Raw genomic sequence first — 24,558 nt, 5'->3', positions numbered from 1 at the left:
ATAATGCGCCTGTACCCACAGGCGCGATCCCCATGACTCCACCCCTTGCGCGACGACCCCGCTGGCGCAGCCTTGCCCTGCTGGCATTATGCCTGGCACCGCTGTTGTGGCCACTGGAGCACCTGGCCGAGCGCTATTACCGCAGCGAACTGGCCGGGCAGAATCGTCAGACCCTCGACCTCTACGTCGCCAACCTGCTGGGCACCCTGCACCGCTACGAAGTGCTGCCGCAGATCCTCGGCGACCTGCCGGCCCTGCGCACCGCGCTGGACGCGCCCCAGGTCAGCACCAACCTGGTCAACGCCAACCTGCTGCTCAAGGACGTCGCCGCCCAGGCCGGGGTGGAAGTGATGTATTTGATGGACACCACCGGCAAGACCCTGGCCGCGTCCAACTGGGACAAACAAGACAGTTTTGTCGGGCGCAATTTTTCCTTTCGCCCCTATTTCAGCGAGGCCATGGCCGGGCGCCTGGGGCGATTTTTCGGCCTGGGCACCACCTCGGCCAAGCGCGGCTACTTTTTTGCCGCAGCGGTACGTGATGGCGACACGATCATCGGTGTGCTGGTGGTGAAGGTCGACCTGGACCACACCGAAAGCCTGTGGGGTAATACCCCGGAACAACTGCTGGTCACCGACCACAACGGCGTGGTGATCCTCACCTCACGCCCGCAATGGCGGTTCCGCGCCACGCGGCCACTGACCACCGAAGAACGCCAGGCCATCATTGCCATCCAGCCCTACCCGACCCGCGACCCGCAACCGCTGAGCCTGAGCAGCAGCGCCTGGCTGCGCCAATCCACGGCCATCGCCGAGACCGGCTGGAACGTGGAAATCCTCGCACCACGCTCGCTGATCAACCGCCCGGTGCGCACAGTGATGGCCGTCGGCGGTGCCACGCTGTTGGTGCTGATGCTGTTGCTGGGCTTGATCATGCAGCGCCGCCGGCATTACCTGGAACGCATCGCCTTCGAAGCCAAGGCTCGCCGCGAGTTGGAAATGCGCGTGGCCGAGCGTACCAGCGACCTGGAGGGCCTGAACCGGCGCCTGAAACAGGAAGTGCTCGAGCGTGAGCACGCCCAGCAGGAACTGGTGCGCGCCCAGGATGACCTGGTGCAGGCCGGCAAACTTTCGGCACTGGGGACCATGTCAGCGAGCATCAGCCATGAACTGAATCAACCGCTGGCAGCGATTCGCAGCTATGCCGAAAACGCCGAAATCCTGCTCGACCACGAGCGCACCAACGATGCCCGCGGCAACCTCAAGCTGATCAGCGAATTGACCGGGCGCATGGCCTCGATCATCGCCCACCTGCGCGCCTTCGCCCGTCGCGACCGCCATGCACCGGAGAGCGTGGCCCTGCAACCGGCGCTGGACGACGCCCTGGCGTTGCTGGCCAAACGGCGGCGCTCGATGGAAGTGGAGCTGATCCGCGACCTGCCGGAGGCAACCCTGTGGGTGCAGGCCGGTGAAACCCGCCTGCGCCAAGTGCTGGGCAACCTGTTGGCCAATGCCCTCGACGCCCTCACCGAAAAAGGCCCGCCGCGCAAACTCTGGCTGAGTGCCGAAACCACTGCGCAGGGCGTCAACCTGTACATTCGCGACAATGGCCCGGGCTTTTGCATGGAAGCCCTGGGCCGCGCCAGCGAGCCGTTCTACACCACCAAGACGCGCACCCAGGGCCTGGGCTTGGGCCTGGCGATCTGCGACACCCTGATGCGTGCCTTTGGCGGCGAACTGCTGTTCGCCAACCACAAGGAAGGCGGCGCGCTGTTAACCTTGAAATTGCGTGCCGGCTCGCCGGGCGTCAGTCTGCAACCGTCCGAGGACCGCAGTGTATGAGTATCGATAACCAGATTCAGGTGGTGTTGATCGACGACGATCCCCACCTGCGTCAGGCCTTGTGCCAGACCCTGGACCTGGCCGGGCTGAAAGTCCTGCCCCTGGGCGAAGCCAGCGGCCTCACCGCACGCTTGTCGCGGGACTGGCCGGGGGTGGTAGTCAGCGATATCCGCATGCCTGGCATGGATGGCCTGGAACTGCTGGCCGAACTGCACGGTCAGGACCCGGACCTGCCGGTGCTGCTGATCACCGGCCATGGCGACGTGCCGCTGGCGGTGCAAGCCATGCGGGCCGGCGCTTATGACTTCCTGGAAAAACCCTTCGCCAGCGACGCCCTGCTCGACAGCGTGCGCCGCGCCCTGGCCCTGCGCCGCCTGGTGCTGGACAACCGCAGCCTGCGCCTGGCCCTCAGTGATCGCCAGCAACTGAGCACACGCTTGGTGGGGCATTCGCCGCAAATGTTGCGCCTGCGCGAGCAAATTGGGGCGCTGGCCGCGACCAAGGCCGATGTGCTGATCCTGGGCGAAACCGGGGCGGGGAAAGAAGTCGTCGCCCGTGCGCTGCATGACCTGTCGAACCGCCGCAGCGGCCCGTTTGTGGCGATCAACGCCGGGGCGCTGGCCGAGTCGGTGGTGGAAAGCGAACTGTTCGGCCATGAGCCGGGGGCGTTTACCGGTGCGCAGAAACGTCGCATCGGCAAGTTTGAATTCGCCAATGGCGGCACGCTGTTCCTCGATGAAATCGAAAGCATGAGCCTGGATGTACAGGTCAAGTTGCTGCGCCTGTTGCAGGAGCGCGTGGTGGAGCGACTGGGGGGCAATCAGTTGATCCCGCTGGATATCCGCATTATCGCCGCTACCAAGGAAGACCTGCGCCAGGCAGCCGACCAGGGCCGCTTCCGAGCCGACTTGTATTACCGCCTGAATGTCGCGCCGCTGCGCATTCCGCCTTTGCGCGAGCGTGGCGAAGATGCGCTGATGTTGTTCCAGCACTTCGCCGACGAGGCCAGCAGCCGTCATGGCCTGCCCCTGCATGAGCTGCAACCGGGCCAGCGCGCGCTATTGCTGCGCCACAGCTGGCCGGGCAATGTGCGCGAACTGCAAAACGCTGCGGAGCGTTTCGCCCTGGGCCTGGAGTTGGCGCTGGACAACACCCAGGACAACCCGGCAGCCGGCGTGCTGACCTCCACCCCTGGCGGCCTGAGCGAGCAGGTCGAGCAGTTCGAGAAGAGCCTGATCGCCGCCGAACTGACCCGCCCCCACAGTTCCCTGCGCAGCCTCGCAGAAGCCCTGGGCGTGCCACGCAAGACGTTGCACGACAAACTGCGCAAGCACGGCCTGAACTTCGCCGACAGCGCCAACCACGGCGCTGACGACGAGTGACAACCGCAACCTGCCAAGAGGCCTACATGAGTCGCGACAGCCGTTATCTGGAATCCATTTTGCACCACGATATCCCCCTCACCCGGGAGATGGGTCTGAAGGTGCTCGACTGGCAGCACGACCAACTGCATCTGCATTTACCTTTGCAAGCCAACATCAACCATAAGAGCACCATGTTTGGCGGCAGCCTTTATTGCGGCGCCGTGCTCGCGGGTTGGGGTTGGCTGCACCTGAAATTGCGCGAAGAAGGGATTGAAGACGGGCATATCGTGATTCAGGAAGGGCAGATCAGTTATCCGTTGCCGGTGACGCAGGATGCGACAGCCATTTGCGCAGCGCCGGAAGAGAAGGTATGGAAGCGTTTTTTGGCGACGTACAAGCGTCATGGGCGGGCGCGGCTGGCGCTGGAGACATGGATTGTGAATGCAGGTAGCGCAGAGAGGGCAGTAACCTTTACCGGCCAGTACGTCCTGCACCGCTAAAAAGTGTGGGAGGGGGCTTGCTCCCGATAGCGGTGTATCAGCCAAGTATCTAGTGACTGAATCATCGCCATCGGGAGCAAGCCCCCTCCCACACTTTGCCCTGTTGTGATCTTAAGATCTGGCCAGGGTCAATAGGCGTTCGCGCCATGCAGCCTTCGCGGGCAGCGCCAAAAAGAATGGGTTTAACAACGATTCCCGTGCCGGGTAGCTGAACGGTTGCCCATTCAACTCCAACACCTCGCCCCCTGCCCCTTCCAGCACCCCCTGGGCCGCCGCAGTATCCCACTGTGACGTCGGCGCCAGGCGTGGATAGCAATCGGCGCTGCCTTCGGCCAACAGGCAGAACTTCAACGAGCTGCCGATATTCGCCAGTTTCAGCTCGCCCAAACCTTCGCTCAAACCATCCAGCAGGCGCTCTTGCTCGGCGCTGGTATGGCGACGGCTGGCCACCACGGTAAACGCTTCGCCCGCAGCCGGGGTCTGGCGTACTTGAATCTGCTTGGGCGCGGCATTTACATCCGAACGCCAAGCCCCAAGGCCCGCGCCGCCGAAATAGCAACGGCCAGTGGTAGGCATTGATACCACGCCGAATACCACGCGACCCTGTTCGATCAGGGCAATATTGACGGTGAACTCTTCGCTGCCAGAAATGAATTCCTTGGTGCCATCCAGCGGATCCACCAACCACCAACGCTGCCAGCCGGCTCGCACGCTTTGATCGATATTGGCATCCTCTTCGGACAGTACCGGAATGCTCGGATCCAGAGCAGTAAGGCCAGCGAGAATCAGATGATGGGCGGCCAGATCGGCAGCCGTTACCGGCGAATCATCCGCTTTTGAAGTCACGGCGACATCGGCGCGCCAGTACGGCAGGATGGCTTCACCGGCCTGACGCGCCAGTTCAATGACAGGGGCGATAAATGGGTGGCCTAAAAACAGTTCGCTCATGCGTTGAACGCTCCACGCTGGATCAACAGGTCTCTTACCAAGTAAAGCGCGGCCAGGGCGCGGCCTTCGCTGAATTGCTCGTTTTGCGCAAGCGCCGACAACTCACGCAGGTTGACCCGCTCCACGCGCATCGGTTCAGGCTCATCGCCTTCAAGGCGTTCTTCGTACAGATCGGTGGCCAGCACCACCTGGATTTTCTGGCTCATATAACCAGGCGACAACGACAGTTCGGTGATGTGTTCCAACTGCCGTGCGCCGTAGCCGGCTTCTTCCTTGAGTTCGCGATCCGCCGCCGCCAGCACATCCTCGCCCGGCTCGATCAAACCTTTGGGCAAGGACAACTCATACTCGTCAGTGCCACCGCAGTACTCTTCCACCAGCAGCGCATGGTCCTCGTCGATCATCGCCACGATCATCACCGCCCCGTAGCCCGTGCCGCGCCCCACCAGACGCTCGTAGGTCCGTTCAACGCCATTGGAAAAGCGCAATTGCACTTCCTCCACGCGGAACAAACGGCTACTGGCGACTATTTCGCGGGCGAGGACGGTGGGCTTCTGGCGCATAAGCGGCTCCTTGGCGTGATCGGGTTACTATACCGTGGCTTTTCCGATTGTCTGTGTCGGATATCTTTACTTACATGAGAACGCACCATGCCCTCTTTGCCCTGGCACGCCATCGACACCGTCCTGCTGGACATGGACGGCACTTTGCTCGACCTGCATTACGACAACCACTTTTGGATGGAGCACCTGCCCCAGCGTTACGCCGAACTGCACGGTGTGAGCCGCACCATGGCCGAGATGGAGTTGCAGCCGCTGTTCGAGCGTAACGCCGGACAGTTGCAATGGTACTGCCTGGATTTCTGGAGCACTGAGCTGGCGATCCCGGTGCGCGAACTCAAGCTGGAAACCGCCCACCTGATCGCCCTGCGCCCGGATGCCGATACGTTCCTGGCGGCGATCAAGCAGGCCGGCAAGCGCGTGATCCTGATCACCAATGCTCATCGTGATTCGCTGTCATTGAAGTTGGAACGCATTGAACTGGCGCCGTATTTCGAGCGGTTGATCAGCTCCCATGACTACGGTTTCCCCAAGGAAAACCCGCAATTCTGGGCAGCCTTGCAAGCCGACATCGGTTTCGATCCGGCCCGTAGCCTGTTTATCGATGACACCTTGCCGATCCTGCGCAGCGCCCGCGATTTCGGCGTGGGGCATCTGCTGGCGGTGAAGGAGCCCGATAGCAAGAAAGGGCCAAAGGACACGGCAGAGTTTGCAGCAGTAGAAGGTTACCGCGATCTCATTGCCGGACTCTAAACCCATGTGGGAGGGGGCTTGCTCCCGATAGCAGTGTTCAGTCACCTGATACTTGGCTGACACACCGCTATCGGGAGCAAGCCCCCTCCCACATTTTGTCCTGCGTATTATTCAGGGATACGCAGTGTCTGGCCTGGGTAGATCTTGTCCGGGTGCGACAACAGTGGTTTGTTGGCCTCGAAGATCTTGTTGTACTGGTTGGCGTTACCGTACACCGCCAGGGAAATCGCGCTGAGGGTGTCGCCCTTTTTCACCACGACGAAACGAGCAGCGGCAACCGCAGGGCCCGATACAGTGATCTGATCATCCACGCTCGCCACACCAGCAATGTTGCCCAACGCCAACAGAATCTTCTCTTTCTCTTCCTGCGTGGCAACTTCACCAGTTACCGTGACCTTGTCGCCATCCACCGTGGTCTGCACGTTTGGATTACCCAGGCCCACCTTGTTCACATGCTCCTTCAACTGCTCACTCGCATTCGCATTACCCGGCGTCAACAGGTCGACAATCTTTTCGCCGGCTTCTTTGATAAAACTGAAAATACTCATGGTGCGCTCTCCTTGGGATTTAATTTCCAGATGCCCAAGACTAGACCAGTCCTACAGACTTGGGTTCCAGACCGACCAAAGACTCAAAAGTGCTGAAATCATCCGCCCTTGGAATAAGCCGGCAGTGAAGCGGCAAATCAGCCGTGATCGACGCCATCTATCAACAGATCAATACTGGCAATTAGACGCGACCCTTTGTCGCGCCTAGTCTAAACACTGATCAATCCGCCGGTGGTACTGCCCCATGAACGCCAAGCGCCCAAACTGCGCGGCGCCCGCACTCGAAACGACCGCGCCCGTCGCCAGCCAGAGTTATCAATACTGCAATCTTGGACACACTGAAGTCGCCAGTACTGCGCTGGCCGAAGAGGTGGCGTTGGCGATTGCCTATAACGATATCAGCCAGGCGGTGATGCTGGTGACGCCCACAGACCTGGAAGACTTCATTGTCGGCTTCAGCCTCGGCAGCGGCATTATCACCGACGTCAGCGACATCTATGATCTGAAAATCAGCGGCTCCGGCTCTGCCCAATATGCTCAGGTGCAGATTTCCAGCCGTGCATTCTGGAACCTCAAGCAGCAGCGCCGCCAATTGGCGGGCACCAGCGGTTGCGGCCTGTGCGGAGTAGAAGCGGTTGAACAGGCACTGCCAGACCTGCAAGTGCTGCCCGGCGCGCCCTTGCCGCCCACCGAATGGCTCGATGGCCTGCGCCAGCGCATCAGTGCATTCCAGCCACTGGGCCAGTACAGCGGCGCAGTGCATGCGGCGGTGTTCATGAACAATCAGGGCGAATTGCTGCTGGGTCGCGAGGACATCGGCCGGCATAACGCCCTGGATAAATTGATCGGCGCCTTGATCCGCGCAAATATCCCGACCAACGGCGGTCTGGCGATTGTCACCAGTCGCTGCAGCCTCGAATTGATCCAGAAAGTCCTGCGCGCGGGCATCCAGACCCTGGTCAGCCTGTCGTCACCCACCGGCCTGGCCTTGCAATGGGCGCGTCGGCACAACCTCAATCTCATCCACTTGCCACAGAAAAGCGCGCCACGGGTCTATAGCCCAGCGATGGAGCAGCAGCCATGAGCCTTCACCACCAAGCCGACCAGACCCCAACCCCACGCTACAAGCCCTATAAAGGCCCGGCCGGCGGCTGGGGCGCACTGATCAGCGTGGCGCAAGCCTGGTTGACCAGCGACAATGCGCTGAAAAACATCCGCATGATGCTCAAGACCAACCAGAACGGCGGTTTCGATTGCCCGGGCTGCGCCTGGGGCGACTCGCCGGAAAGCGGCATGGTCAAGTTCTGCGAAAACGGCGCAAAGGCGGTCAACTGGGAAGCCACCAAGCGCCGCGTCGATGCGGCGTTCTTCGCCAAGCACAGCGTCACCGCATTGCTGGAGCAAAGCGATTACTGGCTGGAATACCAGGGCCGCCTGACCGAGCCGATGCGCTACGACACCGCGACCGACCGCTACATGCCCATCAGTTGGGAAGCGGCCTTCGACCTGATCGGCAAGCACCTCAACGCACTGCCCAGCCCGAACATGGCCGAGTTCTATACTTCGGGCCGTGCCAGCAACGAAGCCGCCTACCTGTACCAGTTGTTTGTACGCGCCTACGGCACCAACAATTTCCCGGACTGCTCGAACATGTGCCACGAAGCCAGCGGTGTAGCCCTGGCCCAGAGTGTGGGCGTGGGCAAAGGCACCGTGACCTTTGACGACTTCGAACATGCCGACGCTATTTTCGTCTGGGGCCAGAACCCCGGCACCAACCACCCGCGCATGCTTGAACCGCTACGCGAAGCGGTGAAACGCGGCGCCCAGGTGGTGTGTATCAACCCACTGAAAGAGCGCGGTCTGGAACGCTTCCAGCATCCGCAACATCCGCTGGAAATGCTCACCAACGGTGACAAGCCAACCAATACCGCCTACTTCCGCCCCGCGTTGGGCGGCGACATGGCCATCCTGCGTGGCATGGCCAAGTTTCTGCTGCTGTGGGAACGCCAGGCCCTGGCCGAAGGCACGGAAGCGGTGTTCGACCATGATTTCCTCAACGAGCACACCACCAATGTACTGGAGTACCTGGGCCAGATTGACGACACCTCATGGGAAGAAATCGTCGAGCAATCCGGCCTGACGCTGGTTGAGATCGAGCAAGCGGCGCGCATGTACGCAAAAGGCAAGAACGTGATCATGTGCTGGGCGATGGGTATCACCCAGCACCGCCATTCGGTACCGACCATCCAGGAAATCGCCAACCTGATGCTGTTGCGCGGCAATATCGGCCGCCCAGGCGCTGGCCTGTGCCCTGTGCGGGGCCATAGCAACGTGCAGGGCGATCGCACCATGGGCATCAACGAACGTCCACCGGTAGCCTTCCTTGACGCGCTGGAGCGTCGCTTCCAGTTCCAGGTGCCACGCGACAGCGGCCACAACGTGGTGGAAGCGATTCACGCCATGCTCGAAGGCCGCTCCAAAGTGTTTATCGGCCTGGGCGGCAACTTTGCCCAAGCCACGCCAGACAGCCTGCGCACCTTCGAAGCATTGCGCAATTGCGACCTGACCGTACAGATCAGTACCAAGCTCAACCGCAGCCACCTGATGCACGGTAAAGACGCGCTGATCCTGCCGTGCCTGGGACGTACCGATATCGACATCCAGGCCGACGGCCCGCAAGCGGTGACGGTGGAGGACTCGTTCAGCATGGTCCATGGCTCCAACGGCCAACTGCAACCGCTGTCGGCGCAGATGAAGTCCGAACCGGCGATCCTGGCCGGGATTGCCGCCGCCACCCTGGGCAGCAAACCGGTTGACTGGAACTGGCTGGTGGCCGATTACGGGCGCATTCGCGACCTGATTGCCGACACCATCCCGGGCTTCAAGGATTTCAACGAGCGCATCAAGCACCCAGGGGGGTTCTACCTTGGCAACTCGGCCGGTGCACGCCGCTGGAACACACCATCGGGCCGCGCCAACTTCCGCCCGAACATCCTGCCCAAGGACCTGATCCACGAACGCACCCATGCCACGGGCCGGGTGCCGGACCTGATCATGCAGTCGATGCGCTCCCACGATCAGTACAACACCACCATCTATGGCCTGGACGACCGTTACCGCGGGGTCAAGGGCCAGCGTGACGTGCTGTTCGTCAACGAAGCCGACATCATCCGCCTGGGCTTCAAGCCAGGGCAGAAGGCTGACATCGTGTCGTTGTGGGAGGATGGCCGTGAGCGCCGTGTGAAGGGCTTTACCTTGCTGGCATTTGATATTCCGGCGGGGCAGGCAGCGGCGTACTATCCGGAGGTGAATCCACTGGTGCCGCTGGAAAGCACTGGCGAGGGTAGCCACACGCCGACGTCGAAGTTCGTCGCGATCCGTCTAGAAGCCGCAAGTGACAGCGGGCTGATCATGGCACGCTCGGCCTGACTTGATCCGAACTATTCGTTGCTTGAACCACCGCTGTCGCGGGCAAGCCCCCTCCCACACTTGGAATGCATTTCAAATATGGGAGGGGGGACTTGAGGCCAGCGCAGTCACGACAGATTCTGCGGGCACAAAAAAGGCCGCTTTTGCATAAAAGCGGCCGTCCCGAAGTAACTAAAGACCTGTAAAAACAACTTAAGTTCCCGATAAAAAACAGTAACTTAGCAAATTGTATACAACCTCTGCCGCCGGTCGGATTTCGATTGTCAGCGTCTCGATACAACCTCAGGATCGCGCCGTCATCCCCTTGAGGTTTCCCTGAATGAAGTTCTCCTCGATTCTCTTGTTGTCCCTTGGCCTGGTCAGTGGCGCAGCCATGGCCGGTGGCACCACCGAAGCCGGTGTAGGCGGCGCATTGGGCGGGGTTCTAGGTTCTGTTGTCGGCCAACAGTTGGGCGGCAACACCGGCTCGACCATTGGCGCAGCCCTGGGCGGCGCGGGCGGCAGTGCAGTCGGTGCCGATAAGCGTAGCCGAGGCGAAGCCGCCATTGGCGGCGCATTGGGCGCAGCCGGTGGCAACGTCGTGGGCCGCAGTGTCGGCGGCAGCACCGGCGCACTGATCGGCTCAGCGGCCGGCGGTGGTGCAGGTGGCGCATTGGGCAACTACATGGGTAACGACAGTGATCGTGACGACCGCCGTTATCGCGATCGCGACCGTGACGACCGTCGTTACTACCGCGATGGCCATCCAGGCCGCGGCCATGCCTACGGGCATCGCAAGAACAAGCATCACTACCGTCATCGGTAAGCTCTGAAGAGCACCGCAGTACTAATGTGGGAGGAGCAAGCCCCCTCCCACATCGGGTGCCGCAAGGTCAAACCGCCAGTCGCTGCAACGCCTCGCGCAAGATCCCCGGTATCGGCACGGGCTGGTTCGACGCCCGATCCACAAACACATGCACAAAGCGCCCCGCCGCGCAGGCCTCTTCTTCGTCGGCCTTGAACACCGCCAGCTCGTACTGCACCGAACTATTACCCAGCTTGCCCACTCGCAGGCCGATTTCAATGCGCTCGGGAAATGCAATCGACGCAAAATAATCGCACGCCGAACTCACCACGAACCCCACCACCTCGCCGTCGTGTATATCCAAACCGCCCTGTTCGATCAGGTAGGTATTCACCGCCGTATCGAAGAAGCTGTAGTAGGTGACGTTGTTCACATGCCCGTAGGCATCGTTGTCATGCCAGCGCGTGGTGATCGGCTGGAAGTAGCGGTAATCGGCGCGCTGGGGCGTTGAGTCAGGCATCGGCAAGTCTCGTCAGAGTAGGTTTAATTGAGCGTGGGCCCAGTCGCGCACTTCGGCGTAGGGGTAGTCCTCCAGCGCGGCAAAACCGGGAACCCCCCGCGCCTTCAACTTGGTAAACAACGGCACGCTGATACCACCGAGAAATCGCGTCAGCCGCTCGGCACCGGGTAGCTCGCCAGTGTGCTCATGATGCCTGTGGATAAAATCGCCGCACAGCCCCATAAAACTTTTATCCACAAGTGGCGGCAGGCTTGGCGGAGGCGGCAGATACGCGACATGGCCGTGGCACACCGAACAATGCCCACAACGCTGGGGAGCGTTTTCATCACCGAAGTACTGCGCCAGGCGTTGCCCCAGGCAGTGTTCGGTGGCGAACAGGTCGAGCATGGCGTGAATCCGCGCCACCTCCGTCACTTCATGCTGCTTAAAGCCTGTGTATAACTCGGCGCTCAACACCACTGGATCAAAATCGGTGTCGAGCAAACTGTAGACCTCGGTCATCTGCTTGCTTTCCAGCTCGATCAGGCCCTGTTCCTGGAAGTAATCCAGCGCCTTCACCACCCGACTGCGCTCGGCATTGTGCTGTTGATACAGCGCGTCGAAATCCACTGTTGCCCAGGTTTTCGCACGCTTGCACACCTGGATGATCGCCGCGACAAACTGCTGCCGCTCGCCGGAAAAACGTGCGAGCAAAGCGTCGGGCTCAATCAGGTACTTGAAACGGTATTCGGCATAAAACGCGTAGCGCGGCGCGATCACACCCTTGAGTTCCAACTGCACCAGCAGCGTCTTGAGTGGCAGCTCGCGAATATTGCTGTGGTCGGACAGCGACCTGAGCAGGAACTCCCATTGCCCTTCACTGCGTGCGGCCTGCAACTCCTCGAGGACACGGCCAATGCCCTCTTGCTCCGGCGTGTCGCCGTAGACGAAATTTTCCAGCACATTGAGGCTGTCGCGATTGGCCAACACCAGGCAATCCGATGGCTGCCCGTCACGCCCTGCACGGCCGATTTCCTGGCTGTAGTTCTCGATGGACTTTGGCAGGTCGAAGTGCACCACATTACGGATATCACTTTTATCGATGCCCATGCCAAACGCGATGGTTGCGACGATGCAATTGGAACGCCCACCCATGAAACGCTGCTGGATGCCCTCGCGTTTATCGTGGGGCAGCCCCGCGTGGTAAGCCTCGGCCTGAATGCCGTGGTGGTTCAGATGCTCGGCAATCTGCTCGGCGGTTTTTTGCAAAGTGACATAGACGATGCTCGGTTGGTTGGCCCGTTCCGTCATCCATTCAACCAACCTGCGGCGCTTGTGCTGGCCGCTGACCGGTTCCACCAGCAGGTTGAGGTTGGGCCGATAGAAGCCGGTGGTCACCACATCCCCGGGGGCAATCGCGAACTTGGCCTGCATGTCGGCGATTACCTTGGGCGTCGCCGTGGCCGTCAGCAGCAACGCTTGTGGGATATTGAACTGGCGCTGGTAGTCCGGCAGCTTCAAGTAATCCGGGCGGAAGTTATGGCCCCATTCGGAGATACAGTGCGCTTCATCCACCACCAGCAGCGAAATCTGCACGCTGTGCAGGAAGTTACGAAAGCGCTCGTTCTTCAAGCGCTCCACCGAAATCATCAGGATTTTCAACTCGCCCGAACGCGCACGGGCCATCACATCGTTGGCCTCATCACGGCTCTGGGCCGAATCGATACTGCCTGCCGAAATGCCATGGCGCTGCAGAAACCCCAATTGATCCTGCATCAACGCCAGTAAAGGCGACACCACCAGCGTCAGGTGCGGCAGCAACACCGCCGACAGCTGGTAGCACAAAGATTTACCCGACCCCGTAGGGAAAATTGCTGCTGCCGAACGCCCGGCCAGGACGGCGCTGACCGTCTCTTCCTGGCCCAGGCGAAACTGTGGATAACCAAAGACCTGCTGGAGGGTGTCGTGCATAAGGCTGTCACTCCATTGACCGCTGAACGTGGCTTAAAAACGTAGCCCAGTAAGTTCGGCGAATCGAGAAAGGTCGCAAGGAAATAAGAGACAGGATGATACACAGGCAGGGGATGGCCCAGGGCCGACGGGGAATATTGCGAAAACTCACATTGAATTAAGATCTTCGGCGGGATTTTGATACAGGTTACGACTTGGTTTTTATACTGCCTTCCCCCTGAAGCATTGCGCTACAATCACAGCCTTGCTACCCAGGAGTACGCTGCAATGAGCGAACTGACGTTTGAGCAAAAACAGGATCACTATCACAAGATCCGCCGTTCCAATTATCTGGCCAGCCTGCGCCTGGAAGGGTTCGATACCCAACCGGCCGATGTCGACAAGCCCCTGCCGACCCGCGAAGCCGTCCTTGCCAAGTACCGCAACACCTCGCGCTGATGCTCGACAAATACGGGGTGGGCCAGGACCCGTACTGCTACCCCGGTAGCAGCGTCCTGCGCAACCGCCTCGATTTGCTCGATGAAATACGCCTGCATCAGGCCGAGCGAGAGTTATCCGAAATTTCAGTAGGCAATCTTCCGCTGTTTCCGCCGCCCTACGACCTAGAACGTCTGCAACACATTCACCGCATTCTGTTCGACGACATTTATGACTGGGCTGGCGAACTGCGCAGCGTCAACATCCAGAAAGGTGACACGCTGTTCTGCACGCCGGAGCGTATCCCGCCGGAAGCTGCAAAAATCATTCAACGCATGCTGGAAGCCAATTGGTATGTCGGCGCATCCCAGGCCGATCTCGTCCACCAAATCGCTGAAGCTTATGGCGATCTGAATGTCATCCATCCCTTCCGCGAAGGCAATGGACGGGCTCAGCGGATCCTGTTTGAACAGATCATCGTGAATGCGGGGTTTTCGGTGAACTGGTGGTTGGTGAAACACGCGGCATGGATACCGGCGAATATTGATGCGGTGGCGTGTGATTATCGGGGATTGGAGGCGATTTTTGAGCGGTGTATCAGTAAGCCTCCCAGTACCTGATCGAACCGCGAACGATTAAACTATCTGTTTATTGCTCGAGAACAACCTCACTTCTAAGCCACTGACCACCTGAACGCGACAGCCCCCTCACCCACTCCTACGCACCCCACCATGAACCTGGCCCCCCACTTCCCCGAAGACCCCGTCATGCAGCAGCTCCTGCAATTGCTGCATGAAGAAATCGGCTTGCCGAAACACAAGACCATTAGCCTGCAAACCTCGCTCAACTTCGACCTTGCTTGCGATGGTGTTGAGGCCAAGCAATTCATGGAGGCGCTGGAACAGGATTTCGGGGTCGACCTAAGCGACTACGACGCTTATCGTTACTTTCAGCCGCCGGTGTTCGACGTATTCTTGAAGCGACGCGCCAAGGGCCGTGGCGACAAAGTCCCGCTGACCATCGGTATGCTCTACCTGGCGATCAAGACCCACAGGTGGGACACGCAGACCTTGGAAAACCTGAGCTGATCCCAAGAGCACTGAGATACCAATGAGGGAGGGGGCTTGCTCCCGATGGCGGTGAATCAGTCAGCTTATCTATAGCTGACCCACCGCTATCGGGAGCAAGCCCCCTCCCACATTGGTTCTGCGTTAATCTGGCGAGCGGTATGCATAACAAGGACCTACATGGACGTACTAATGGGCCTGCTGGCCGCCCTGCTCTGGGGTGGCACGGACTTTCTCGTGGGCCTCAATGCCCGCGCCGTTGGCGTTAAACGCGCGGTGTATTTCGGCCAAGCCCTCGGCTTTCTGATCATGACGTTGCTGCTGGTCATATTCCCGACCTACCTTTTCAAATCCCTCGATGCGCCGTTGAGCGTCTGGCTCCTGGGCATCGCAGCGGCCCTGCTGACCGTCTCTGGAGCCCTCGCGCTGTCCAAGGCTTTCGCCCTGGGCAAAGCCGCCATCGTCGCGCCATTGGTCACTTCTTATGGTGTAGTGACCACCCTGCTGTCCTGGGCCAGCGGTGAACACATCAGCCTGATACAACTGGGCTGCATCGCCCTGTGCGTGCTTGGGGTGGTCCTGTCCAGCATCCACAAGGACAACGGCACGCCCCACAACAACCCGCGCCTGTCCATCGCCTACGCCATACTCGCCGCAACGCTGTACGGCACCAGTTTCTGGCTGCAAGGTCGCTACACACTACCGGCACTGGGGCCGATCACCATGTTGTGGTTGGGGTACCTGGTGGGCCTGTGCGTGCTGGTGGTGATGGTGCTGAAGATCAAGGACGGCCTGAAGATCCCACCACTGAAAAACTGCGCGACGTTGACCGGTGCCAGCCTGATGAACCTCGGCGGGTTCTCGGCGTTTTCGTGGGGCGCGATGGCAGGGTCGGTATCGGTGGTCACGGTGATCAGTACACTGTCAGGCGGTATTGCGGCGATCCTGGGCTTTGTATTTTTCAAGGAGCGCTTGTCGGCGGTACAGGTGCTCGGGGTTGTGCTGGTGCTGGTCGGCGCGGTGGTGCTGCACATCGCCCATTAACCCTGCGCGTACAAAAAAGCCGCCTACAGGAGGCGGCTTTTTCACAACAGCTAAGTCTTACAACTTAGGACCCGCAGCCTTGATCGCATCGCTCACTTCAAACTTCTTGAAGTTCTCGATGAACAGGCCAGCCAGCGCTTTCGCCGCTTCGTCGTAGGCGGCTTTGTCAGCCCAGGTGTTACGTGGGTTCAGCAGGCCGGTTTCAACGCCCGGTACGGCCAATGGCACGTCGAGGTTGATGGTGTCGAGGTGTTCAGTTTGCGCACCGATCAACGCGCCGCTCTGGATCGCGGCGATCACGCCGCGAGTAGTCGGGATGTTGAAGCGCTTGCCAACGCCGTAGCCGCCGCCGGTCCAGCCGGTGTTGACCAGGTAGACCTTGGAGCCGAAACCACGGATACGCTTGATTAAAAGCTCTGCGTATTCGCCAGCCGGGCGTGGGAAGAACGGGGCGCCGAAGCAGGTGGAGAAGGTCGACTTGATACCGCTGCCGGAACCCATTTCAGTCGAGCCTACCAACGCGGTGTAGCCGGACAGGAAGTGGTAGGCCGCTTGTTCTTCGCTGAGGATCGACACTGGCGGCAGTACGCCGGTCAGGTCGCAGGTCAGGAAGATCACTGCGTTTGGCTCGCCGCCCAGGTTCTTCTCGGAACGCTTGGCAACGTGCTCCAGCGGGTAGGCGGCACGGCTGTTCTGGGTCAGGCTGACGTCCGCGTAGTCGGCGTGCTTGGCATCGTCGATCACCACGTTTTCCAGCACGGCACCGTGCTTGATGGCTTTCCAGATAACCGGCTCGTTCTTTTCCGACAGGTCGATGCACTTGGCATAGCAACCGCCTTCGATGTTGAACACCACGCCTTCGCCCCAACCGTGTTCGTCGTCACCGATCAGGTAACGGCTTTCGTCGGCGGACAGGGTGGTCTTGCCGGTGCCGGACAGGCCGAAGAACAGGGTCACGTCGCCTGCTTCGCCAATGTTGGCGGCGCAGTGCATCGGCAATACATCGGAGGCCGGCAGCAGGAAGTTCTGCACCGAGAACATGGCCTTTTTCATTTCACCGGCGTAACGCATGCCGGCGATCAGCACTTTTTTCTGGGCGAAGTTGAGGATCACGCAACCGTCGGAGTTGGTGCCGTCACGCTCTGGCACGCACTCGAAGTTGGCCACGTTGAGCACTTGCCACTCTTCACGACCGGCCGGGTTGTACTGGGCCGGGTTGATGAACAGGCAACGACCGAACAGGTTCTGCCAGGCAGTCTGGGTGGTCATTTTCACGGCCAGGTAGTGGTCTTCGGAAGCACCTACATGCACGTGGGACACAAAATGCTCTTGCGCGTTGTTGAACGCCTCGACGCGAGCCCAGAGGGCATCGAACTTGTCGGCCGGGAACTTGCGGTTGATCGGGCCCCAGGCAATGGCGTCCTGGGTGGAAGGCTCTTCAACGATGAAACGGTCAACCGGCGAACGCCCGGTACGATGACCGGTTTCTACGACCAGCGCGCCAGTATCGGCAAGCACGCCTTCACCGCGCTGCAGGGCTTCTTTGACCAGATCGTCAACACTCAGATCGGTGTATACGGCGTTATTGGCTTGCGTCATGAGGTTCCCCGTCGGCCTATGGCCGAGTGCTCCAAACGTTTTGTAGTAGAAAGTTGCGCACTACTACCGCGAAAAAAGTGGGCCGGATTATGCCAGAAAAGCCCAAAAAGAGTAGGGCCCTCCCGTCAGAACGCCTCTAATCCGGCATTCGACAGGTAATTTACCTGTGCTTAAACGTTTTAGTGGCGGGTGTCGGAAGGGGTGTCGATACCTGCTCCGGCGAATAATTGGGCTACATCCGCGGCATCGAACAGATAACGCTCGTTGCAGAACTGGCAGTCGATCTCGATATGGCCGCCGTGTTCCACCACCAGGTTTTGCGCATCTTCCAGGCCCAGGCTCACCAAGGCATTGGCCGAACGCTCGCGCGAGCAACTGCAATTGAAGCGCAGCCCCTGTGCATCAAACAGGCGCACGGCCTCTTCATGGTACAGGCGGTGAAGGATGGTTTCATTGTCCAGGCCCAGCAGCTCTTCGGCCTTCAACGTGTCGGCCAGGGCGATGATATGCCGCCAGCTTTCAGCGCGATCATCGTCATCCTTGATGCGGTCGGCCGGCAGTTGTTGCACCAGCAAGCCACGGGAGCGCTTGCCGTCTGCGTTAAGCCAGAACTTGGTGCCCACTTGCTGGGACATCACGAAGTAGTTGGTGAAGCATTCCGACAGGGTTTTGCCATCAAGGTCGACGATGCCCTGGTAGCGCTGGCCTTCGGTCGGGTCGACAGTGAGGGCCAGTACGCCATTGGGCATCAGGTCGGCCAGGGTGGCGTCCGCAGCGATCTGGTCAGCTTCATATCGGGCCAGGCCGCGGATTTCGCGCTCGCTGGAGCACTCGATCATCAGCATGGGGATCGGCCCTTCGGAGCGAGCCTGCAAGATCAGCAAGCCGTCGAACTTCATCGTGCCAACCAGCAGCGCCGCAGCGGCCATCAGCTCACCGAGCAACTGCGCGACCGGCTCCGGATAGGCATGTTTAGCGAGGACTTCGGCATAGCTGCGCTCCAACGAGACCATCTCGCCGCGGGCGTCGCTCTCATCGAAGATAAATCGTTGGGTGAAGTCGGTATCCGGTAGATCGGTCATAGGTCTGGGTATCTGAAGTGATGACAAAATGATTACAAGGTTTATAAAATTAAACGCTTTAGCACCATGTTGGTGCGACTTCTCCTGAAAACAAGGAGCTTAATAGAGCGATGAGGGACAGTTTATGAACAATCCGGGTTTGTTCCAAGCCAACTGGAACCTCCGGCGATGGGCTCTTTGCAATCTACTCGCTATCGGGCTGCTGTGTTTTTGGCTGTGGCCCACGGGCCAGATGCTCTGTGTGATTTTCGACGAGTGGCTGTTTCATCTGCTTAATGACCCGCTGGCGACCAGCTCGACCTGGCTGCATGTGTGGGCCGTGGCCAGCCTGCGGCCATTTGATGCGGTGGTCGGCGTGATTTTGCTGGCGTTGCTGATTCGCGGCGATTGGGTGTTCAAGGCCGTACAGGTACGCCAAGCGTTTTTTGGCTTCCTCGGCATCCTGCTGCTGTTGCTGTTTATCCGCATGCTGTTCTCCAAGCTCGCGGCCCACATGGACTGGCAACACAGCAGCCCGTCGATGGTGATCAGCGGCGCGATTCAAATGAGTGATTTTTTCCCTGGGCTGGAAAAAACCTGGGAGTTGAAGGACCGCTCAAGCCAGAGCTTCCCCGGCGATCACGCTTCGGTGCTGTTGATCTGGGGCATGTTCATGACGGTGTTTGCCAAGCGCGTCAGCCAGGTGCTGGTGATCTGGGGCCTGGCGCTGTTGTTCATGACGCCGCGACTGGTTGCCGGCGCACACTGGGGCCAGGACGATTATATCGGTGGGGTGCTGCTGGCGCTGTTGGCGCTGGGGTGGGGGTATTACACGCCGTTTGCCGCAAAGGTGTCGGGGTTCCTGTTGCGGGTAACTGCGCCGGTGTTCAGGTTGCTGGGCAAACTGCCGGTGATCGGGCGATTGAGTGTCATGCGCACCGCTCCTTAAATGCGCGGGTTAATGTGGGAGGGGGCTTGCTCCCGATTTGCAGTGGCTCAGTCACAAGTGTATTGGCTGACACTCTGCTATCGGGAGCAAGCCCCCTCCCACATTTTGATCCGCTGCCGGCAGGAGATTCGTAATCAATCGTCGTTGCCGCTGCCGCGGAACTTGAATAGATCGCGGCGCTGCTTCTTGCTTGGCTTGCCATCGGTGGTCATGCCGGTCGCCCCGGCCTTGCGCATGGCCGCGGCGTTTTCGCGCTTGGCGATACTCGCTTCGGTTTCGGTGTACAGCGCCTGCGCTTCGGGTGCCCCACGGCGTACGGCAGAAAGCGCCTGCACCACGACAGTCTTTTCATCAAAACCTGTACGAATCTGAAACTCATCACCGATACGCGGCTCTTTGCCCGGCTTGCAGCGCTCGCCTCGATGGTGCACCTTGCCACTCTCGATAGCGGCCTTGGCCAGGGCCCGAGTCTTATAGAACCGCGCCGCCCATAACCACTTGTCCAGCCGGACCTTTTCTTCCTCTTCTTGCTTTTGAGCCACTTGAATTCCTCGCTCTGAAAAATGTCGCAACTTTACCGTTGAAACCCTTCGACGCATAAACCCCAAGGCTCACCTAAGATACGCCAAGTAGTACCCTGATTTCGCGAGGATCCGCTGTGACCGACTTTCCCGTTTCACTCACCTCGCCTGGCCAGCGGTGCGTGGGTTGCCAGCAAAGCGAGCCCCTGGGCTTTGATTTCGCTTTCGCCTACCAGCCTATCGTAGACCTTCGCGATCATTCTATTTTCGCCCACGAAGCCCTGGTGCGAGGCACGCATGGCGAAGGCGCACTGTCGGTGCTGGAGCGGGTCAATGAAAGCAACCGGTATCGCTTCGACCAGCGCTGCCGCACCGAGGCTATCGCCGGGGCTTCTGCCTTGGGAATGCAAACCCGCCTGTCCATCAATTTCATGCCGAATGCCGTATACCGGCCTGAACTGTGTATTCGCAGCACTTTGGAGGCGGCGCGGGCGCATAACTTTCCTCTGGATCGGCTGATCTTCGAGACCCTGGAACACGAGCACGTAGATAACTATCGCCATTTGACCAATATTCTGCGTGAATACCGCGAATTCGGCTTCATGACCGCCATCGACGATTTCGGCGCGGGCTATTCGGGGCTTAATCTGCTGGCCGATTTCCAACCTGACTTGATCAAGCTCGACATGGCACTGATCCGCGATGTCGACCAGGACCGTGTCCGCCAGGTGATCGTCCAGGGGATTGTCACAATCTGTGAGCAGTTGGGGGTTACTGTCATCGCCGAGGGCATCGAAAGTGCCGGCGAGCGCGACTTCCTGTCCGACTGCGGAATATTTCTGATGCAGGGCTACTGGTTCGCCAGGCCCGCATTCAAAGCCTTGGCCGAGGTCTCTCCTCAGGCATGGGCGAATTAACCGGTTACCCATATTGAAGACATTTGACCATTTGACCGTTGTGGGTCTGCGTGAGTGGGTGGCACTACCCGACCTGGGAGTGGCTGGCCTGCGCGCGAAGATCGACACCGGTGCCAGCACCTCAAGCCTGCACGCCACCGATATCGAGCCCTTCGAGCGCGACGGTGAACAGTGGGTGCGCTTTACCGCGCACCTTGGCAGCGTGGTGCAGTTGCGTCACCGCCGCTGCGAAGCGCCCCTGGTGACGATGAAAACCATCAAGAGCTCCAACGGTCATGCGCAGGTGCGCTACGTGATCAGTACCACCCTGGCGCTGGGCGATCGGGTGTGGCGGGTGGAGTTCACCCTCGCCTGCCGCAAGGCCATGCGCTATCGCCTGCTGCTCGGTTCCAAAGCCTTGATTGACGGCCAATTGGTGGTCAGCCCCGGCGTCAAGTACGTTCAAGACAAGCCGGTGTTCCCGGTCTCCACTATTTCTGCCCCAGGTGCTGCATGAAGATTGCTGTGCTGTCGCGAAACCCGCGTCTGTATTCCACCCGCCGCCTGGTCGAGGCCGGCACCGAACGTGGCCATGAAATGGTGGTGATCGACACGTTGCGTGCCTACATGAACATTGCCAGCCACAAACCGCAGATCCACTACCGGGGCAAACCCCTGGAAGGCTTCGATGCGGTGATCCCGCGTATCGGCGCCTCGGTGACGTTTTATGGCTGCGCGGTATTGCGCCAGTTTGAAATGATGGGGGTATTTCCCCTGAATGAATCCGTGGCCATTGCACGCTCACGGGACAAGCTGCGTTCGCTGCAATTGCTGTCACGCCGGGGTATTGGCCTGCCAGTCACAGGCTTTGCCCACTCCCCGGATGACATTCCCGACCTGATCGAGATGGTCAACGGCGCGCCGCTGGTGATCAAGGTGCTGGAAGGCACCCAGGGCATCGGCGTAGTGCTATGTGAAACTGCGACGGCGGCGGAGTCAGTCATCGAGGCATTCATGGGCCTCAAGCAGAACATCATGGTGCAGGAATACATCAAGGAAGCCGGCGGTGCGGATATCCGCTGCTTCGTGGTGGGCGACAAGGTGATTGCAGCCATGAAGCGCCAGGCCAAGCCCGGTGAGTTCCGCTCCAACCTGCACCGTGGCGGCAGCGCCAGCCTGATCAAGATCACCCCGGAAGAACGCATGACTGCGCTACGGGCGGCCAAGGTGATGGGTTTGAGTGTAGCGGGGGTGGATATCCTGCGCTCCAACCATGGGCCGCTGGTGATGGAAGTGAATTCCTCGCCGGGCCTGGAAGGGATAGAGACCACCACCGGCAAGGATGTGGCGGGGATCATCATTCAGCATCTGGAGAAGAACGGCGGGCCGAATATGACTCGGACCAAGGGCAAAGGCTAAAAACCTATTTTAGGCCCAACATAAAACCAATGTGGGAGGGGGCTTGCCCCTCCCACATTAGATTTATGTCACCACTCAGACCGCATCCCTAGGCAACATCAGCCCAAGCGGCAAGCGCACCCGCGCCTCTAACCCGCCTTCTTCACGGTTGCGCAGCTCCACATTACCGCCATGCATCGAGGCAATTCGCCGTACAATCGCCAGGCCCAAGCCCGTGCCCTTGCCGCCCCGGGCACGGTCGCCACGGGTAAAGGGGTTGAAGATTCCCTCAAGTTCAGCCGGGTCGATCCCCGCGCCGCGGTCCATCACACTCAGCACTACGTAAGGTGCAGTACTGTCACCGGATACATACGCTGCCACTTCCACATCGGAACCGGCATGATGCAAGGCATTGCCGATCAGGTTGTTCAGCAGGCGCTTCATCGACACCCGGCGCAATGCGAATGGCTGGATCGGCTCCAGGCGCATGCGCACCTGCTCGCCGTTCTGGTTATAGGGCGCAACCACCTCACGCACCAGGTCCGTCAGGTCGACTTCTTCCACCACCTCATCACGCCCATCGCGGATAAACGCCAGGAACTGGTCGAGAATGGCGTCCATGTCCTCGATGTCACGGACCATGTCATCGGTCAGGTCGGTATGGTCGCCCATCAACTCTAGGGACAAACGCAGTCGCGTCAACGGCGTACGCAAGTCATGGGACACCCCCGCCAGCATCAGCTCCCGCTCGCGCCCAGCCTGTTCGACATCTTCCGCCATCTGGTTGAAGGCGCCGTACACCTCGGTCATTTCACTGGGCGTGTCGCTGACCGGCAGGCGCACGCTGCGCCCCTGGCCTAATTGGCGGGCGGCAAACACCAGGCGCTTGAGAGGCTGGTTGAGCTGACGGACGAAAATCCACGCGGACGCGGTTGAAAGCAAGCCGATGGCCAGGAACCATCCCAAGACGTTCCAGATCTTCTGCCCACGCAGCGGGTGCGGGTACAGCGGAACCTTGATCCAGGCATCCCCCAGGCTCGGCGCTCGTACCCACAGTGCAGGCGAAACATGCATACGCAGGCGCACCTCGGTATCGGCTCCGAGTTCGGCCTGCATCTGGCGCTGGTAGATCTCGCTGTAAGGCCAATGTTGCTCGCCTTCCGGCACGCCGGCACCATCAACCCGGGTCAAGGTCGACGCCTTGGCCACTTTTTCTCGGTTCTCAGGGTCTACAGCCCAATAACCACGCAACGTCAGGGCGACGCCATGGCTGTACTGCCGATCCACCAGCACGTCTTCGTTCATCAACAGATAAACCAGCGTGAGCGCCTTGGAAAACAGAACGACGATCAGCACCAGCCAAAGGGTGCGGGAAAAGAAACTTTGCGGGAACCACAGCGGGGTTTTCATAGATGAAAGCTGCACACCTTGCAGAAACGAACGGCGCTCGCAGAATTGCAGACGCCGGGCATCCCGTCGACCCTCATGGAGTCAAACGTCAGGATACCCGCCCCTGCAAATCATCGGTCACTTGGTAGCGGTGCCATCCGGCACGAACACATAACCCACACCCCACACCGTCTGGATGTACCGCGGCTTGGACGGGTCCGGCTCGATCATCCGGCGCAGTCGGGAGATCTGTACGTCGATGGAACGCTCCAGAGCGTCCCACTCCCGACCACGGGCAAGATTCATCAGCTTGTCACGGGTCAGCGGCTGGCGAGCGTTCATCACCAAGGCCTTGAGCACTGCGAATTCGCCGGTGGTGAGCATGTGCACTTCTTCGCCGCGCTTGAGCTCACGGGTGGCCAGGGACAGCTCGTAGTCGCCAAAGGTGACACTTTCGTCTTCGCTGCCCGGTGCACCCGGCACAGGTGCTGCCTGGCGACGCAATACAGCCTTGACCCGCGCCATCAGCTCGTCAGGGTTGAACGGCTTGGCCAGGTAGTCGTCAGCACCCAGCTCAAGGCCCTTGATACGACTCAGCTCATCGCCCTTGGCGGTGAGCATGATGATCGGAATCAGGTTGTTCGCACCGCGCAGGCGCTTGCAGGCAGTGAGGCCGTCTTCGCCGGGCAACATCAGGTCGAGTACGACCAGGTTGAACACTTCACGCCCCAGCAGGCGATCCATCTGCTCGGTGTTCGGCACCGCGCGGGCACGGTAGCCCTTGGAGTTGAAGAACCGCTCCAGAAGGCTGCTCAGCCCCGGATCGTCATCAACGATGAGAATTTTTTCGCCTTCAGCAGTTTGTGCGGTGCTGCTCATTGGATGCTCCTCTTATCTCGGCGCGCATTATGGCGTAGCTGCCGTTATACGCACCGTGTGCATTGTTAGCAGATTTTTCATCTACTGCCAGCGAACCCACGCCCTAACACCTGCGGCGCAGTAGCCCCCAAAGGCAGAACG

At 59.9% G+C, this 24,558-nt stretch carries 25 protein-coding genes; 15 read left to right on the top strand and 10 right to left on the bottom strand.

The window, feature by feature from the left end:
• The first annotated feature begins 32 nt into the window (after positions 1-32).
• The 3 genes from QZR30_RS10415 to QZR30_RS10405 are packed head-to-tail and all read left to right on the top strand — an operon-like array spanning position 33 to position 3,705.
• Positions 33-1,841 (top strand): sensor histidine kinase, encoded by a 1,809-nt coding sequence (locus QZR30_RS10415; RefSeq protein ID WP_046070440.1) that lies wholly within the window; start codon positions 33-35, stop codon positions 1,839-1,841.
• Positions 1,838-3,223: a sigma-54-dependent transcriptional regulator gene (locus QZR30_RS10410; RefSeq protein ID WP_046070439.1), complete on the top strand. Its 1,386-nt coding sequence runs from the start codon at positions 1,838-1,840 to the stop codon at positions 3,221-3,223. The genes QZR30_RS10415 and QZR30_RS10410 overlap by 4 nt, the downstream gene beginning before the upstream one ends.
• Before the next feature lie 26 nt (positions 3,224-3,249).
• Entirely contained in the window at positions 3,250-3,705 is a 456-nt protein-coding gene (locus QZR30_RS10405) for a thioesterase domain-containing protein (RefSeq protein WP_046070438.1), read from the top strand.
• A gap of 111 nt (positions 3,706-3,816) precedes the next feature.
• On the opposite strand, the gene cysQ is transcribed toward QZR30_RS10405, so the two are convergent.
• The gene (gene cysQ, locus QZR30_RS10400; protein ID WP_046070437.1) at positions 3,817-4,653 is read right to left on the bottom strand and encodes a 3'(2'),5'-bisphosphate nucleotidase CysQ; all 837 of its coding nucleotides are present in this window, start codon (positions 4,651-4,653) and stop codon (positions 3,817-3,819) included.
• A complete protein-coding gene (gene nudE / locus QZR30_RS10395; protein ID WP_046070436.1) occupies positions 4,650-5,216 on the bottom strand; it encodes an ADP compounds hydrolase NudE in 567 nt (188 codons plus the stop codon). The genes cysQ and nudE overlap by 4 nt, the downstream gene beginning before the upstream one ends.
• Positions 5,217-5,303: 87 nt before the next feature.
• Here nudE and yrfG point away from each other — a divergent pair, with 87 nt between their 5' ends.
• A complete protein-coding gene (gene yrfG, locus QZR30_RS10390; protein WP_311903273.1) occupies positions 5,304-5,966 on the top strand; it encodes a GMP/IMP nucleotidase in 663 nt (220 codons plus the stop codon).
• A gap of 107 nt (positions 5,967-6,073) precedes the next feature.
• On the opposite strand, the gene lysM is transcribed toward yrfG, so the two are convergent.
• A complete protein-coding gene (lysM, locus tag QZR30_RS10385; RefSeq protein ID WP_046070434.1) occupies positions 6,074-6,514 on the bottom strand; it encodes a peptidoglycan-binding protein LysM in 441 nt (146 codons plus the stop codon).
• A 244-nt stretch (positions 6,515-6,758) separates the two neighbouring features.
• On the opposite strand from lysM, the gene fdhD reads away from it, so the two are divergent.
• The 3 genes from fdhD (at position 6,759) to QZR30_RS10370 (ending at position 10,748) form a co-directional block, all read left to right on the top strand.
• On the top strand, positions 6,759-7,598 hold the full coding sequence (gene fdhD, locus QZR30_RS10380; RefSeq protein ID WP_046070433.1) for a formate dehydrogenase accessory sulfurtransferase FdhD: 840 nt from the start codon (positions 6,759-6,761) through the stop codon (positions 7,596-7,598).
• Complete coding sequence (locus QZR30_RS10375) at positions 7,595-9,943, top strand: FdhF/YdeP family oxidoreductase (RefSeq protein WP_046070432.1); 2,349 nt, start codon at positions 7,595-7,597, stop codon at positions 9,941-9,943. The genes fdhD and QZR30_RS10375 overlap by 4 nt, the downstream gene beginning before the upstream one ends.
• A 319-nt stretch (positions 9,944-10,262) precedes the next feature.
• Positions 10,263-10,748 carry a glycine zipper domain-containing protein gene (locus tag QZR30_RS10370; protein WP_046070431.1) on the top strand — a complete coding sequence of 162 codons (486 nt, stop codon included), beginning with the start codon at positions 10,263-10,265 and terminating at the stop codon, positions 10,746-10,748.
• Positions 10,749-10,815: 67 nt separating this feature from the next.
• On the opposite strand, the gene QZR30_RS10365 is transcribed toward QZR30_RS10370, so the two are convergent.
• Positions 10,816-11,247 carry an acyl-CoA thioesterase gene (locus tag QZR30_RS10365; protein ID WP_046070430.1) on the bottom strand — a complete coding sequence of 144 codons (432 nt, stop codon included), beginning with the start codon at positions 11,245-11,247 and terminating at the stop codon, positions 10,816-10,818.
• Positions 11,248-11,259: 12 nt separating this feature from the next.
• On the bottom strand, positions 11,260-13,197 hold the full coding sequence (locus QZR30_RS10360) for a RecQ family ATP-dependent DNA helicase (protein WP_311903272.1): 1,938 nt from the start codon (positions 13,195-13,197) through the stop codon (positions 11,260-11,262).
• A 267-nt stretch (positions 13,198-13,464) separates the two neighbouring features.
• Here QZR30_RS10360 and QZR30_RS10355 point away from each other — a divergent pair, with 267 nt between their 5' ends.
• From QZR30_RS10355 to QZR30_RS10340, 4 genes are all read left to right on the top strand, one after another.
• Entirely contained in the window at positions 13,465-13,635 is a 171-nt protein-coding gene (locus QZR30_RS10355) for a YhfG family protein (RefSeq protein ID WP_005783831.1), read from the top strand.
• Positions 13,635-14,234 (top strand): putative adenosine monophosphate-protein transferase Fic, encoded by a 600-nt coding sequence (locus QZR30_RS10350; RefSeq protein WP_056847208.1) that lies wholly within the window; start codon positions 13,635-13,637, stop codon positions 14,232-14,234. Before QZR30_RS10355 ends, QZR30_RS10350 begins: the two co-directional genes overlap by 1 nt.
• A gap of 111 nt (positions 14,235-14,345) precedes the next feature.
• Positions 14,346-14,702: a DUF1493 family protein gene (locus tag QZR30_RS10345; RefSeq protein ID WP_046070427.1), complete on the top strand. Its 357-nt coding sequence runs from the start codon at positions 14,346-14,348 to the stop codon at positions 14,700-14,702.
• Between the two features lie 159 nt (positions 14,703-14,861).
• Positions 14,862-15,725: a DMT family transporter gene (locus QZR30_RS10340; RefSeq protein ID WP_233518662.1), complete on the top strand. Its 864-nt coding sequence runs from the start codon at positions 14,862-14,864 to the stop codon at positions 15,723-15,725.
• 57 nt (positions 15,726-15,782) lie between these two features.
• Here QZR30_RS10340 and QZR30_RS10335 read toward each other — a convergent pair whose 3' ends face one another.
• A complete protein-coding gene (locus QZR30_RS10335; protein ID WP_043047381.1) occupies positions 15,783-17,324 on the bottom strand; it encodes a phosphoenolpyruvate carboxykinase in 1,542 nt (513 codons plus the stop codon).
• Positions 17,325-17,503: 179 nt separating this feature from the next.
• Entirely contained in the window at positions 17,504-18,406 is a 903-nt protein-coding gene (gene hslO, locus QZR30_RS10330; protein WP_046070424.1) for an Hsp33 family molecular chaperone HslO, read from the bottom strand.
• 124 nt (positions 18,407-18,530) lie between these two features.
• On the opposite strand from hslO, the gene QZR30_RS10325 reads away from it, so the two are divergent.
• On the top strand, positions 18,531-19,334 hold the full coding sequence (locus QZR30_RS10325) for a phosphatase PAP2 family protein (RefSeq protein ID WP_311903271.1): 804 nt from the start codon (positions 18,531-18,533) through the stop codon (positions 19,332-19,334).
• A gap of 134 nt (positions 19,335-19,468) precedes the next feature.
• Here the strand turns inward: QZR30_RS10325 and QZR30_RS10320 are convergent, their stop codons facing one another.
• Positions 19,469-19,876, bottom strand: a complete 408-nt coding sequence (locus tag QZR30_RS10320; protein ID WP_056847212.1) for an RNA-binding S4 domain-containing protein — start codon at positions 19,874-19,876, stop codon at positions 19,469-19,471.
• A 116-nt stretch (positions 19,877-19,992) separates the two neighbouring features.
• Between QZR30_RS10320 and rimA the strand changes: the two genes are divergently transcribed.
• The 3 genes from rimA to rimK are packed head-to-tail and all read left to right on the top strand — an operon-like array spanning position 19,993 to position 22,170.
• Complete coding sequence (gene rimA / locus QZR30_RS10315; RefSeq protein WP_046070421.1) at positions 19,993-20,772, top strand: S6 modification regulatory phosphodiesterase RimA; 780 nt, start codon at positions 19,993-19,995, stop codon at positions 20,770-20,772.
• 13 nt (positions 20,773-20,785) lie between these two features.
• A complete protein-coding gene (gene rimB / locus QZR30_RS10310; protein WP_043047386.1) occupies positions 20,786-21,268 on the top strand; it encodes a retropepsin-like aspartic endopeptidase RimB in 483 nt (160 codons plus the stop codon).
• The gene (gene rimK, locus QZR30_RS10305; RefSeq protein WP_003187674.1) at positions 21,265-22,170 is read left to right on the top strand and encodes a 30S ribosomal protein S6--L-glutamate ligase; all 906 of its coding nucleotides are present in this window, start codon (positions 21,265-21,267) and stop codon (positions 22,168-22,170) included. The genes rimB and rimK overlap by 4 nt, the downstream gene beginning before the upstream one ends.
• Before the next feature lie 75 nt (positions 22,171-22,245).
• On the opposite strand, the gene QZR30_RS10300 is transcribed toward rimK, so the two are convergent.
• Positions 22,246-23,559 carry an ATP-binding protein gene (locus QZR30_RS10300; RefSeq protein WP_043047387.1) on the bottom strand — a complete coding sequence of 438 codons (1,314 nt, stop codon included), beginning with the start codon at positions 23,557-23,559 and terminating at the stop codon, positions 22,246-22,248.
• A gap of 117 nt (positions 23,560-23,676) precedes the next feature.
• Positions 23,677-24,417, bottom strand: coding sequence for an osmolarity response regulator transcription factor OmpR (gene ompR, locus QZR30_RS10295; RefSeq protein ID WP_043047388.1), 741 nt, complete (start codon positions 24,415-24,417; stop codon positions 23,677-23,679).
• Positions 24,418-24,558: the final 141 nt, after the last annotated feature.

This window comes from Pseudomonas sp. rhizo25, assembly GCF_031931935.1.
Taxonomy (GTDB): domain Bacteria; phylum Pseudomonadota; class Gammaproteobacteria; order Pseudomonadales; family Pseudomonadaceae; genus Aquipseudomonas; species Aquipseudomonas synxantha.
This window is presented reverse-complemented; position numbering and strand designations above follow the sequence as displayed.